A 13267-nucleotide genomic window follows, 5' to 3' on the forward strand; every position below is an offset into this window, starting at 1 on the left:
TCCCCCCCCCGGGCGGCCGGGCGCGGTGGCGCGGCCGCGCCCCCCCCCCGGCCCGCCCGCCCGCCCCGCCGCCCCCGCCCCCCCCCCCCGCCCCCCTGGTCCAGGGCCAGGCCCCGGGTCACCCGTCGACGGGGGCGGATCCGGCGGCGTCGCCTCCGAGGTGGGCGGCAATCCTCCGCGCGCACTCCAGCGACTCGGTGCGCGAGGTGTCCACCTCCAGGTCGTAGCGCACGCCCTGGTGGACCAATTCCGCCTGCGAAGCGGCCATCCCCAGGATCCGGTTCCCCCGGGCGAGCTCCCGGCCGGTGGCCACCGCCGCCTCGCAGCGGACCCCGACCCACAGCACGTCCAGTCCCACGAGAGCCTTCTCCCACCGGAGTTGGGACTCCGCCCGGCCGAGGAAGACCTCGTCGACGATCACCCGCGCGCCCGCCCCCGCCATGGTCGCGACCCCCGCGATCCACGCCGCCTGCAAGGCCTGGAACTTCGACCCGACGCTCACCCCGCCGTCGGCCGCGAAACCGATGCCCCCGTCCGTATCGTGCAGGGACGCGGGCATCGCCTCGATCAGGGTGTCGACCCCGACCGTCAGCCAGGGCTCCGGCAGCACCGCCTGAAGACACCGGGCGATCCCGGACTTGCCCGAGCTGGAACCACCGTTCAGCACAATCACCTGAGTCGCCATCCCGCCACCGTAGCGATCCCGGTGCCATGTCCCAACCGGATATCGGACGCCCGGCGAGAGCCTGGCCGCGGCCGGGTGGGGCGTGCCGGGAGGGGCCGGGCGGCACGCGGGGAGTGGTCACGGTCCGTGTCGACGTGGTGACGGCGCGATCACTCGTGCGGGGGAAAAGCGATGGTTGCGCTTTGAACAGTCGCGGTGGCTGGCCAGACTGGTCCTTCTCCGACCGGCCGGTCGGAGGTGGTGAGCGAGGGGGAGCACGGGCATGGGCGTTTCGTCGTACCGCGGCATGTGTGGCCTCGCCGCCGAGCACCCCGGAGGCCCGGACCTCCTCGCGGGAGTCGCCAGACCGGCGCCGCACGGCGAGGCCGGCGCCCTCCGCCGCGACGTCGGGGCGTGGCTGGTGGCGAGCGGGGTGCTCGGCGGTGACGTCCAAGGGTTCCTGGCACAGGGCCACCTGGACCTGGTGGCGGAGGCGTGGGGCGACGTCCCCCGGGGGCCGCGGCTGGTCGCGGCGGCGAAATGGCTGGTGCTCACCTGGATCCTCGACGACCGCTTCGACGACCAGTGGATCGGCCGGCCCGTCACGGCGGCCCGGCGGACCGTCCGGGCGCTCACGGACGTCCTGGACGGCGGTTCGGGCGTCGACTCGGACAGCGTTCCGGGTGGCGGCTCGGACGGCGTTCCGGACAGCGTTCCGGGCGGTGGCCCGGATGGTGCCTCGGACGGCGGCTGGGATGGCATCGAGCCGCCCGGCGACGCACTCGTCGAGGCGTTCGCGGTGCTGTGGCGGGAGACGGTCGAGCTGACGCCGCCGCAGTGGCGGGCGCGCTACGCGGCGTACTTCCGCGCGTACCTGGACACCTCGCTCGGCTACCTCGACGAGGCCTCGCTCCGCGACACCGCCTTCCGCGACACCGCCTTCCGCGACGCGCCCTTCCGCGACACCCCCTTCCACGACCTCGGGACCGCCGCCCCGGCCGGCGCCGTGCAGACCGTCCCCGAGTACCTACGCCGACGGGACCAGGACGGCGCCGTGTCGTGCGCGGCGGGGTGGATCGAACTCGCCCACGGCCTGGACCTCGCCGACGAGGTGTTCCGGCACCCGAGGGTGGCGGACCTGCTGATGCGCTTCAACCACGTCGTCTGCTGGGTCAACGACCTCTACTCCGCCGAGGGGGAGTCCGCCGCCGGGAACGGCAAGAACCTGCTGCGCTCGTTCACCGTCCACGAGGGCCTGGCCCCCCAAGAGGCGTCGGCCCGGCTCGGGGCGCTGTGCGAGGCCGAGTCGACGACGCTGGAGTTCCTGGCGGACGGCATCGCCCGCGACCCGTCGTCGCCCGGCGAGGTCCGGGCCTTCGCCCTCGGGCTGGTCCGCTTCACCCGCGCGCTCATCCACTGGACGGCGACGGCCGCCCGCTACCGTACGGAGTCACCGCGATGATCCCCCGTCCGCCCGGCGGCCTGCCGCTGCTCGGGCACCTGGTGCCGTTCCTGCGCGACCCGCTGGCGTTCCTGCGTTCCCTGCCCCGGTACGGCGGCCTCGTCCAGATCAGACTGGGGCCGGTCTCGGCGGTGGTGGTCTGCGACCTGGAGCTGACCCGGCACGTCCTGCGCGAGGACCGGGTCTTCGACAAGGGCGGGTTCCTGTTCGAACGGGTCCGCGACTTCGCCGGCAACGGCCTGGTGACCTGCCCCCACGCCGACCACCGCCGCCAGCGCCGCTACGTCCAGCCCGCCTTCCGCGCCGACCGGATCGCGCGGTACACGGAGGTGATGGCCCGGGAGGCCCGACGGCTGGCCGGGTCCTGGAGCGATGGGCAGGAGGTCGACATCACCGCCGAGTTGAGCCTGGCCGCCGGGCGCAGCCTGGTCTCGACCCTGTTCACCCGGCTGCCGTTCACCGGCCTCCAGGAGACCGTCGACGACTTCGTCCTGCTCATCGGCGGCTCCTACCGGCGCATGCTGCTGCCCCACCGGCTCAACCGGATCCCGTTGCCGGCCAACCGCCGCTACGACGCCGCCCGCACCCGGCTGGTGTGCCTGGTCGACGAGGTCGTCACCGCCTACCGCGCGGATCCGGAGGACCGGGGCGACCTGGTGTCGACGCTGGTGGCCGCCGACGCGGGCGGGCAGGCGCTCTCCAACGCGGAGGTCACCGACCAGGTGATGACGATCTTCGCCGCCGGCTTCGACACCATCGCCAACTCCACCGTGTGGGCCCTGCACCTGCTCGCCCAACACCCGGACATCGCCGACCGGGTCCGAGCCGAGGTGGACGCGGCCCGCGTCGACGCGACCGGGGTGAATGCGACCGGGGTGAACGCGCCCGAGGCTGACGCGCTCGGAGTGGACAGGGCCGAGGCCGGCGCCACCACGGCGGCCGGCACGTCGGCGAGCGTGGACGGGCTGGAGCTCACCACCCGGGTCGTCCGCGAGGCCGTCCGGCTGTACTCCCCGGGCTGGCTGCTCACCCGCGTCACCACCACCGACACCGAACTCGGCGCGCACCGCCTGCCCGAGGGCACCTCGGTCATCTACAGCCCCTACCTGCTCCACCGCCAGCCCGCCCTGTTCCCCGAGCCCGACCGCTTCGACCCCGAGCGGTGGGTGGGCGTCCACCCGCAGCGCGGCCCGTTCATCGGCTTCGGCGCGGGACCGCGCCGCTGCGTCGGCGAGCAGTTCGGCATGACCGAGTCCGTCCTGCTGCTCGCCACGATCATGCGGGCCTGGCACCTGGAGCACGTCCCAGGCCGGACCGTCCGCGAGATGCCGCTCGCCACGCTGCGCCCCGGCCCGGTGTGGATGCGCGCGACCCGCCGTGACGGCCTCGTCCGCACCGGGGCCGCCGGGTGAGCACGGCCCTCGTCCTCGGCGGCGGCCTGGCCGGCACGCTGGCGGCCGCCGCCCTGGCGCCGCACGCCCGGAGCGTCACCGTTCTCGAACAGGACGTCCTGCCCGTCCTGCCCGGCCCGCGCCGGGGCCTGCCGCAGGGCGAGTTCAGCCACATCCTGCTCGGCGGCGGCGCGGACGCCGTCGAGGAGGTCCTGCCCGGAACGCTCGACGCCCTGCTCGCCGCCGGCGCCCACTACCGCTCGATCCCCGCCGGTCTGCTGATGCGCCTCGGGCCGGGCTGGCTCCAGGGCTTCGACTCGCCGGCCTACCTGATCGCGTGCAGCCGGCACCTGCTCGACCACGTCGTCCGGCGGCGGTTGCGCGAGCAGGCGAACGTGACGGTCCGCGAACGCACCTCCGTCCTCGGTCTGGTGGGCGGCCCGGGCCGGATCGTCGGGGTCCACATCGAGAACCCGGACGGCTCGCGGGAGACCCTGCGGGCCGACCTGGTCGTCGACGCGACCGGCCGCCGCTCCCGCGCCCCGGAGTGGCTGCGCGCCCTGGGGGTCGAGGGACTGTGCGAGGAGACGGTGGACGCCGGACTCGCCTACGCCGCCCGGGTGTTCGAGACGCCGGGCGGAAACGAGGGCTTCCCGGTGGTGAGCATCGTGCCCGTCCCGGGGCGCGGCCGGCCCGGTCGGGGCGCCACCATCATCCCGATCGAGGACGGGCGTTGGATCGTCACGCTCTCCGGCACCCGTGGCGGCGAACCCGCGCGGGGCGAGCGGGAGTTCCACGACTTCCTGAAGGCGCTGGACCACCCGGTCGTCCACGACCTCGCCCGCGCCGCCCGCCCGCTCGGCCCGATCCGCACCTGCCACGGGACGCTGAACCGCCGGCGCCGCTACGAGTGCTACGAGGGCGGCCAGCTGGCCGGGTTCGCCGCCACCGGCGACGCGGTGGCGGCGCTGAACCCGGTGTACGGGCACGGTATGACGGTCGCCGCCCAGTGTGCCGCCGCCATCCGCGCCGCCGTCGACAGCGAAGGCCTGCACCCGGGGGTGAGCGCACTGATCCAGCGGCGGATCGCCAGGGTCGTCGACACGCCCTGGGACATGGCCAAGGACCAGGACGAGGGCTTCCCGGACGCACTGTCGAGCCACCCCGCCACCGCTGCCGGGCCCGCCGCCGTGTTCACCCGCTGGTACACCCGCCGGGTGCTGGGCGCGGCCCTCACCGACCCCGCCGTCTCGGCCGCCTACTTCGAGGTGTTCTCCCTCGCCGCCAGACCCGCCCGGCTGGCCAGACCCGCGGTGGCCCTCGGCGCACTGCGACCCCGGCGCGCCCACCCGCCGACCGCCGGCCAGGCGATCGCCCGCTTCCCGGGGGTGGCCGCACTGGCCGGGCCCTACTGACCGGCCCGGACGGCCAGAACCGCCCAACCTCCCGCTCCCGCAATCCTGTTCACGCCGTTGCCGTCGACGCCGCCCTCGAACGCCCAGGCCCTGTCCCACCAAGATCGGTCGGACAGGCCTGGGGTCCGTCCTCAGGTGGACCCCAGGGCGACCTGACGGCTTCGGTCACCGAGCCGCCGCGGCCATGGCCTCGCGAACGGTGATCAGGCATGGATCGCAGTAACGGTCCGGGCCCGCCGACTCCTCGACGCCCGCAGCCGGCGCGACGCGCTGGGCGGGTTCGAGGAAGCGTCCGCACAGGGACGTCGACGAGTCGTTCTTCGTCACCACGTGCCACACCACGGCCGGCGGTGACACCGCCGGGTCGTGCTCGGCCCACATCTCGTACACGGTAGCCTCCCGAATCGCTGGGGCCCGGTCACCCCATGCAACCCCCCTCCCCGGCGGTCGGCCACCGGACGGGGCCCGGTGGGATGGCGCGCGGACGGTCGGGGCGTGCGGGTGGCGGCTGTTCCCTTGTGGTGGTGGCCGGTTGCCCCTGGCGTTTCGGTGTCGCGCCAGTAACATGAGTTCCCCTCACGTTCACGTCAGGAGGCAGTCATGCCGGACCGCTACGACCTGCCGACGGGGTTCCGCTGGGGCGCCGCCACCGCCGCCTACCAGATCGAGGGGGCGGTGACCGAAGACGGCCGCGGGCCCTCCGTCTGGGACACCTTCGCCGCCCGCCCCGGCGCCGTCCGCGACGGCCACACGGGTGCGGTGGCCTGCGACCACTACCACCGGTACCCCGAGGACATCGCGCTGATGAAGGACCTCGGGCTGGACGGCTACCGCTTCTCCATCTCCTGGCCCCGCGTGCTCCCCACCGGCGCGGGCACAGTCAACCCCGCCGGACTCGCCTTCTACGACCGCCTGGTGGACGCGTTGTTGGAGTCGGGCATCACTCCGCTCCCCACCCTCTTCCACTGGGACCTCCCGCAAGGCCTGGAAGACAACGGCGGCTGGCTGAACCGCGACACCGCGTACCGCTTCGCCGAGTACGCCACCGTCATGGCCGACCGCCTCGGCGACCGCGTCCCCGCCTGGATCACCCTCAACGAGCCCTTCGTCCACACCGTCTTCGGCTACGCCCTCGGCACCCACGCCCCCGGCCGCACCCTGATGCTGGAGGCCCTCCCGGCCGCCCACCACCAACTCCTCGCCCACGGCCTGGCCGCGTCCCTGCTCCACGACCGCGGCCTAGAGGTGATGCTCTCCAACAACCTCACCCCGGTCGAGCCCGCCTCCGCCTCGCCCGCCGACACGGCCGCCGCCGAGGCCTACGACGCCCTGCACAACCGCCTGTTCACCGACCCCGTCCTCCTCGGCCACTACCCCGACCTCTCCGCCCTCGGCGTCCCCGACGACCTCTACGGCGCCCTCCACCCCGGCGACACCGACCTCATCCACACCCCCGGCCTCGACGGCCTCGGCCTCAACTTCTACAACCCCACCCGCATCGCCGCCCCCACCGAACCGGGCCTCCCCTTCGACTTCGTCGACATCCCCGACGTCCCCCACACCGCCTTCGGCTGGCCCGTCGTCCCCGACGCCCTCACCACCCTCCTTCTTCACCTCCGCGACACCTACGGCAAAGCCCTCCCGCCCATCACCATCACCGAAAACGGCTGCTCCGTCACCGAGTCCACCACCCCCGACCAACCCCGCATCGACTTCATGTCCACCCACCTCGACGCCCTCGCCGCCGCCACCGCCGAAGGCCTCGACATCCGCGGCTACTACACCTGGTCCCTCCTCGACAACTACGAGTGGGCCGAGGGCTACCACCAGCGCTTCGGCCTCATCCACGTCGACTTCGCGACCCAGCGCCGCACCCCGAAGGCCTCCTACACCTGGTACCGCGACCTGATTGCCACTCACCGGCTTTATCGGGCTGGGTAGTTGAGATCGATGGCGGCCGTGGCACATGTCGGGACCGGTCCAGGTTGATGAGTGCGCTGGTCGAGCGCGGGCAGGTGGCCGCGCTCGGCCATAGGGTGTGAAGACAGGGTGTTCGATGGTTGAGAAGGCCGTCACCAGCGGTTTGAGCTGAATCGGATTTTGTAGAGGCCTTGAAGCCAGGCGTGATCGCCGTGTTGGCCCAGTTGTGGGCCTGTTTCTGCTCGACGCTGCTGGCATCGCGTGGTACAGGTCGATCAGGTCCGGATCGAGGCCCAGCGGGTCGGGGCTGAGAGAGTGGGCGGTGGCCGGGTCGTAGTATCGGAAGACGTTGCAGTGCGGGCCGGTCTCGGCGTCGTGGAACTGCCCGGGGAAGCACAGCGGGCAGTCGATGCTCTCGACCGCGTCAGGCAGCGGGTGGCCGCACAGCGCGGTGCGCTGCTGCCAGGCCAGGGCGCCGTGCTCGTCGACCAGTTCGGTCGGGGCGCCGACTACGTCGGTGACGATGGCGTGGAAGCGGCGGTCGATCTCGTGCTGCGGGGCGTCGGCAATGGGCAGCAGCCAGTCGGTCTGGGTGAGCGGGCGCTGCCGCGTGAGGGTCCACTCGGCCCCGGCGGCGTGTTGGTGCGCGCACGATCGTCGAGTCGACCGCGACCACGCGGTCCAAGTCGCCCTCGGCTTCGGCCAGCGCGAGCAGCGCGGTGAGCGCGCGCTCCCACGTACCGTCCAGTGCCGACCTCCATGGCCGGTTGTGACGCCCTTCCACGACCCCGAACCGCTCCTGCAGCTCCGTTTACGGCGTCCCGGTCCGGTACTTGAACACGATCGCGTCGATCACCTCCCGATGATCACGCCACCGTCCGCCCGCGCCGAGGCGTAGGGTACGGCCCCAACGGCTCTGCCCGCGCCTATTGCGCATCAACCAACAATCGAATGATCCGCAGGGAACGGCCTACCCCGGAGCCCCAGGCTCCAAGGGGACCCACCTCGTCATCGAGTCCCAGGCCTGCAGGACATCCGCGAGGACATCCACCGAGGCCTCGGACTCGGGCCCGACGGTGCTCGCCGTGATGAGCAGCATTCCGCCGTACTGCTCCACCAGCGCGATGAATGCCTCGGTTGCCGGAGCGCTCCAGACCTCCCCGAACACTGCCACCGCGGCTTCGCCGGGGCCGGTGAGTGCCCAGGCGCGCCCGTCGGAGGACTTGGGCGGCAGCCCGGACCACAACGGTCGCAGGTTGAGCACCCGGGTGTTGGCCGACCGGGGCCCGTACGCCGCCGTGGCCGTCCAGCGGTCCTCGCTGCGGACCAACTGCGCGACCTCGAAGGACGGGTTGACCACGAGGGCGGGAACGCAAAGCGGGCCGAATCCCTCCCCCATGGGCACTCCGGCGGTGAATGCCGTCCACCTCATGCCCGCGTCTTTGGCTATCTGGGTCAGGGCTGACTCGTTCCAGTGCGGATACCGGCACAGTCCGAAGTGGAACAGCCGCGCGTTGGCCGCTATGAAGGTGTCGTCCACATAGAGCGCAGGAACACCGTCGCCCAGGGGGTACCCGCAGTCCTGGCAGTCGCCGGCCCAGAGCAACTGCATGAGCGAACGGGCTTCCTCCTCTCCGAGTCTGTCCAGGCAGACCTGGCTGAAGGCCAGGTGCCGCAGTCCGGACGAGCCCTCCTCTGCCTCCAGGACCACCCAGTCCGAGGGGCAGCCACGCTCCTGCGCCCGGCTCCACCATTTCTTCCCCAGCCGGACGTCGCCGAAGGAGTACGCCGTCACACCGGCCATCAGACAGCCGATCGGATCACCCAGCTCCCCCTGCTCAACCGCTGCGGCGTAGGCACGCGACACGTAGGCATTCGCCGTCTCGTGGTCCTTCCTATGTAGGAGGACGCCGGCGTACGAGAGGGCGGCGAGCGGGATCTTGCCGTCGGCAGCAACTCTCAGGGCTTCGACGGCTTCGTCCGACTGCCATTTCGACCTCAGCCAGTCCGAGTAGTGCAGCGCACTCCCGGGATCTCCGGCCTCGGTACCGCGCTTCCAGAGCGCCACCGCCTCGTCCTGGTCGCCTAGTTTCTCGTGAACCAGGCCGAGGGCTCCGATCGACATCCGCTCCCCACTCTGGATCGCGCGCTCGTACCACTCCCGGGCCGCTTCCAGATCCCCCCGCATGAAGGAGACGGCACCCATATTGTGTGCCCCCATGGAGTCGCCCAGAGCGGCAGCGCGCTCGAAGCAGCGGGCGGCGCCGTCATAGTCTTCCTCCTCTGCCAGCAGCGCCCCCAGATTGATCAGGCCGTCTGGATCGTTTGCCTCCGCGAGGGGACGGAGCACCTCCTTGGCCACCTCCGGCCGGCCCGCCGCCTTGGCGACGGTCGACACCAGCACCCGGCGCGTATCGTCCACGACGCGCAGCGTCTCTTCCCACACCTGCTCCGGGAGTTCGTTCGGACGGGCCCGGCGCGCAGCATCGGACACCAGGTAGTCGAACGGCTTCCACGTTCCGCCCCGGCCCGGCACCAGGGGACTGGTCACGCCCAGCACGATCCGGGATGCCCACTTCCATGCGTCCGCCATGTCCTCCGGACGCAGCGCTGGACCGCCCGCCAGGTCGAGGAAGTACTCGTGGAGGCGTTCCAGTGAATCCGGTGGCAGCGCACTGTCCACACCCGTGCGGGCAAGGGCGACTGCAGCCTCGACGAGCGCGGCCCCCCGGGGGTTGCCCCGCACCCGGGAGGCGGCCTTCCACCGCTTGAGGACCTGCGGCCCCGCCGCCAGGTACTCCGCCACCCCGTGCGCCCGGTTGGCGCTCAAGGCCGCGACGACGCGCGGGTCCTGGCGTGCCGACGCGGCCTGCCGCTCGTCGTCGGTCCAGATCCGGTCCAGCGTGAGGTGGTGTGCAGCGCGGATCACCCTGCCCGGCGAGGACGGCAGACGCGGTCCGGTGCCCTGCCAGAGTGACGGCCCGTCCTCCTCATCCGTGTAGTGCTCGTAGAACTCGGTGCGCAGCGTCGCGAGCACGACCGTGCCCCGGCGGACAAGCTGGTCGAGAAGGGACGGCGTCAGCCCGCCGGACCGCAGGTAGGTGTGCAGGTCGTCGAGCCACACGACGTTCTCGTAGTCGTTTCCGGAGGACACGCGCAGGAAGGCCAGGTCGGCGTCGGGATCCGGCTTGCAGACCGACCGGTCCGGGAGATTGCGGACCATGCCTTCGAACAGGGCCCGCGACTTGCCCGCCGCCGAATCCCCGGTCAGGAGCAGCATGCCGCCGGTCTCCGCCAGCGCTTCGAGTCGGGCGTCAAGTTGGGCGTCGACGTTGCGCGGCACGTACTGCACCACTTCCGGATGGCCGGCGGCGTCCGACGCGCGATGGACGCCGAAGGAGATCGGATCGGCGTCGGCGATCCGGAGCCAGTCGCCTTGGCGAGAGGTGGCGGCCTCGCGCACCGTGTGCGCTACCGACCTGTCAATCTCCACCACTTCCGGCCGCAGCCCTACGGCTGCCTCCATCGCCTGCTGGAACTCGGGGTCGGCCACCACGACCGATATTGGAACGGCTTCCACCCGTGCGTGTGCCCACCGTCCCGGGTCCCCGGAGACCACGCCGATCAGGAATTCTCCGGCGAAGAGCGCGGCACCCGACATCCCCTGCCAGGGCGATGTGCCGGGAGTGCTGGCCGTCGGCGGCGGTGTGTGGGAGCTGTCCAGGATGTAGCGGCCGCGTAGGATCGACGAGCCCGGCTTCAGCGTGCCGACGATCTGCTCGGTGTCCGGCCTCGCCCCGTCCCGCAGTGAGATGAGCGGGTACCCCACGGCTTCGCAGTTCTCCCACGCGGCCAGGCCCGCCGTCCGGCCCCAGCGGACGTCGGAGATCCGGCACGTCGTGGCCTCCCTGACCAGGTCGTCGTCCGCTTCGAGTAGGGCCGCGTCGCACGCCTCGTCGTAACGGCGCCACCTGAGGCGGCAGTTGCGCGTCCCCGCCCCTCCGGGGACGGCGACGCGAGCGGCCCCGTTGTCCCCGTCGAACAGGTGCGCCGAGGTGAGCACCAGGCGGGAGTCCAACAGGAAGCCGCTGCCCTGCCGCGCTCCCTGGACGATGGCGATGCGTTCGACGGACCGGACGCTCATCCGCCGCGCAGCCCGGACGGATGCTCGAAGTCACCCAGGTCGACAGCGGCCTGACTGCCGATCTCGATCGGCCCGCCGAGGGCCGAGTCCGTCGGCTTCAACTTCACGGACACCTTGTGGACGGCGTTCTGCGCGACCCCCACCTGGGCGTCGCCGGAGACCACCCATGCCTTGAACCCCGCCTTGGCCGTCGCGTCGCGTCGCAGCTCGACCGAGAAGTCCAGCGTGATCTCGTTGACCTCGAACTTGATGCGCTGACCGTCCGCAGCGTCCGCGGCGGCCATCAATTGGTCCCGCAGACCTTGCACGGCCTCGGTGAGTTCCACGTTCTCCAACGGATCGCGCATGTCTCCGACTCCCCCGTCCGGCCCGCCGTCAACCGCTATCCTTATCACATCGCCCCTGGCGCGAACGGGTGATCCGAACAACGCCGCCGAACGCACCGGAGTGCGGTGGGGCGTGTCGAGCACCATCGATGCGCCCATGACACGGCCCACCGCACAGCTACCGGCGCCAGCTCAGCGTTCGTGGCCCTGCGGCTTCAGTGGCGTCAGCGGCCACTCCGGGGCGGGCAGGCGGGCGCGGGCGTAGCCATGGACTTCGCCGAAGCGGGTGCCGGACTGCCAGTCGGCGCGGGTCTGGGCGATCCCCTCGTTGGTGCGGCCGATGAAGTTCCACCACGTGGCGATCTGATGATCGTGACTCTGGTTCTGGGGTTGCGATGGCGAACCTGTGGTCGGTGTGGCCGGGTGGGGTGATCGGTGCGGCGGCCCCTGAGGGCCAGGCCCTTGCGGGCTATATGGCACTCGGCTCTGGATTTGGGCCGCCGGCTCGCCTTGAAATGAGCCCTGCTCGCATTTGTGGCTCGTGTTGTTTAAAGGGATTCATCCATGACGGACCGTCGCGACCCGCCGCCCGGATTCCGCTGGGGCGTGTCCACCGCCGCCTACCAGATCGAGGGCGGGATGGACGAGGATAGCCGCGGCTGGTCGGTGTGGGACACCTTCTGCGACCGGGCCGGCGCAGTAAGGGGCGGCGACACCGGCCGGGTGGCGTGCGACCCCTATCGCCGGTGGCCCGAGGACGTGGGGTTGATGCGCGGCCTGGGGCTCGACGGGTACCGGTTTTCGATCGCCTGGTCGCGCGTGCAGCCGGCCGGCCGGGGCGAGGTCAACGGTGCCGGGCTCGACTTCTATGAGCGGCTGGTGGACGGGCTGCTGGAGGCCGGCATTGCTCCGCTGCACGCGCTCTACCACTGGGACCTGCTGCAGGCGCGACCGCCTGTCTTCGCCGTGGTCGTGCACGGGTTCACGCGCTTCCCGCCTCCCTGCAGCCAACCGTTCAACTTTGGCGGCGGTGATCCTATACGCCTGGGTTGCCACCATTAGAGGACGGGCCTGACGACGAGCCGCGAGGAGTCACCGATGGTTACCAGGCCACTGCTGAAGCGCAGGCCGGCAGGCACGGGGAAGACGATTTTCGCCGAGTCTTCGACCAATGGCTGCTGCGGCGCGAGGTCGGGTCGTACCGGCTTGTCGCAGGCTGCTGACCTGGCAGACCACCGCCATGGATAGAATGACAGCCTGTTCGACGGGCTGAGGGCTACCACCAGCGCTTCGGCCTCATCCACGTCGACTTCGACACCCAGCAGCGCACCCCGAAGGCCTCCTACACCTGGTACCGCAACCTGATCGCCGCCCATCGGGAGCGGCGCCAAAGGTAGTCGGTCGCCAGGGCCGGAAGAAGCGGTTCGGGCTGGCGGGTCCGTGGGGTCAGGGCGCTCGTCCGCCCTGACTTGAGCTTCCCCCGTTGAACGGGAGGTGGTGATTACCTGGTCAGGATGGGTTCAGGCTGTTCGACGGCCACTGGTTCGGCCGTCGCCTGGTCGGCGTAGTGCTTCGCCTCGTACTCGTCAGGGCTGAGCCAGCCGAGGTGCTTTTGGATGCGGCGGGTGTTGTAGAAGCCGTCGATGTAGGCGAACAGCGCGAGGTCGGCGTCGGTGCGGGTCGCGAAGGTCGTGCGGCGCACGCACTCGGTCTTCAGCACGCTCCAGAAGTTCTCCGCGAGGGCGTTGTCGAACGAGTCGCCGACCGTGCCCATGCTTGCCTCAATTCCTGCCTTGAGCAATCGGGTTGTGAGCTTGATGGACGTGTATTGACAGCCGTGGTCGCTGTGGTGGATCAGCTTGCCCGGCTCCACCGGGCGCCCGTGGAGTGCGTACTCCAGCGCGGTGAGGACGAGGTCGGCGTCCGCCCGCTCCGAGGTGTGCCA

Annotated in this window: 9 protein-coding genes and 3 pseudogenes; 6 read left to right on the forward strand and 6 right to left on the reverse strand. The window is 71.5% G+C overall.

Features of this window, described 5'->3' with window-relative positions; translation table 11 throughout:
- Positions 1 to 118: 118 nt before the first annotated feature.
- On the reverse strand, positions 119 to 685 hold the full coding sequence (gene cpt, locus ACFV6I_RS29900; protein ID WP_380428636.1) for a chloramphenicol phosphotransferase CPT: 567 nt from the start codon (positions 683 to 685) through the stop codon (positions 119 to 121).
- Between the two features lie 262 nt (positions 686 to 947).
- Here cpt and ACFV6I_RS29905 point away from each other — a divergent pair, with 262 nt between their 5' ends.
- The 3 genes from ACFV6I_RS29905 to ACFV6I_RS29915 are packed head-to-tail and all read left to right on the forward strand — an operon-like array spanning position 948 to position 4932.
- On the forward strand, positions 948 to 2126 hold the full coding sequence (locus ACFV6I_RS29905; protein ID WP_380428637.1) for a terpene synthase family protein: 1179 nt from the start codon (positions 948 to 950) through the stop codon (positions 2124 to 2126).
- The gene (locus ACFV6I_RS29910; protein WP_380428638.1) at positions 2123 to 3538 is read left to right on the forward strand and encodes a cytochrome P450; all 1416 of its coding nucleotides are present in this window, start codon (positions 2123 to 2125) and stop codon (positions 3536 to 3538) included. The genes ACFV6I_RS29905 and ACFV6I_RS29910 overlap by 4 nt, the downstream gene beginning before the upstream one ends.
- Positions 3535 to 4932 (forward strand): NAD(P)/FAD-dependent oxidoreductase, encoded by a 1398-nt coding sequence (locus ACFV6I_RS29915; RefSeq protein WP_063350413.1) that lies wholly within the window; start codon positions 3535 to 3537, stop codon positions 4930 to 4932. The genes ACFV6I_RS29910 and ACFV6I_RS29915 overlap by 4 nt, the downstream gene beginning before the upstream one ends.
- Before the next feature lie 165 nt (positions 4933 to 5097).
- Here ACFV6I_RS29915 and ACFV6I_RS29920 read toward each other — a convergent pair whose 3' ends face one another.
- Positions 5098 to 5322 carry a hypothetical protein gene (locus ACFV6I_RS29920; RefSeq protein ID WP_363377142.1) on the reverse strand — a complete coding sequence of 75 codons (225 nt, stop codon included), beginning with the start codon at positions 5320 to 5322 and terminating at the stop codon, positions 5098 to 5100.
- A 210-nt stretch (positions 5323 to 5532) separates the two neighbouring features.
- Here ACFV6I_RS29920 and ACFV6I_RS29925 point away from each other — a divergent pair, with 210 nt between their 5' ends.
- Complete coding sequence (locus ACFV6I_RS29925) at positions 5533 to 6873, forward strand: GH1 family beta-glucosidase (RefSeq protein WP_380428640.1); 1341 nt, start codon at positions 5533 to 5535, stop codon at positions 6871 to 6873.
- A 252-nt stretch (positions 6874 to 7125) separates the two neighbouring features.
- Here the strand turns inward: ACFV6I_RS29925 and ACFV6I_RS29930 are convergent.
- The 3 genes and pseudogenes from ACFV6I_RS29930 to ACFV6I_RS29940 form a co-directional block, all read right to left on the reverse strand.
- Positions 7126 to 7431, reverse strand: a pseudogene (locus tag ACFV6I_RS29930) (RHS repeat domain-containing protein); the annotation flags it as partial.
- Positions 7432 to 7822: 391 nt separating this feature from the next.
- On the reverse strand, positions 7823 to 10996 hold the full coding sequence (locus tag ACFV6I_RS29935) for a trypsin-like peptidase domain-containing protein (RefSeq protein WP_380428642.1): 3174 nt from the start codon (positions 10994 to 10996) through the stop codon (positions 7823 to 7825).
- Positions 10993 to 11343: a trypco2 family protein gene (locus tag ACFV6I_RS29940; RefSeq protein WP_063350419.1), complete on the reverse strand. Its 351-nt coding sequence runs from the start codon at positions 11341 to 11343 to the stop codon at positions 10993 to 10995. The genes ACFV6I_RS29935 and ACFV6I_RS29940 overlap by 4 nt, the downstream gene beginning before the upstream one ends.
- Positions 11344 to 11886: 543 nt before the next feature.
- Between ACFV6I_RS29940 and ACFV6I_RS29945 the strand changes: the two are divergent.
- Positions 11887 to 12270, forward strand: a pseudogene (locus tag ACFV6I_RS29945) (family 1 glycosylhydrolase); the annotation flags it as partial.
- A gap of 329 nt (positions 12271 to 12599) precedes the next feature.
- Positions 12600 to 12719 (forward strand): annotated as a pseudogene (locus ACFV6I_RS29950) (family 1 glycosylhydrolase); the annotation flags it as partial.
- Between the two features lie 104 nt (positions 12720 to 12823).
- Here ACFV6I_RS29950 and ACFV6I_RS29955 read toward each other — a convergent pair.
- A partial coding sequence (locus ACFV6I_RS29955; RefSeq protein WP_380428643.1) for a transposase occupies positions 12824 to 13267 on the reverse strand: 444 nt, incomplete at its 5' end.

Origin of the sequence: Kitasatospora sp. NPDC059803 (assembly GCF_042732255.1) — a bacterium.
In the GTDB taxonomy this organism is placed as follows: domain Bacteria; phylum Actinomycetota; class Actinomycetes; order Streptomycetales; family Streptomycetaceae; genus Kitasatospora.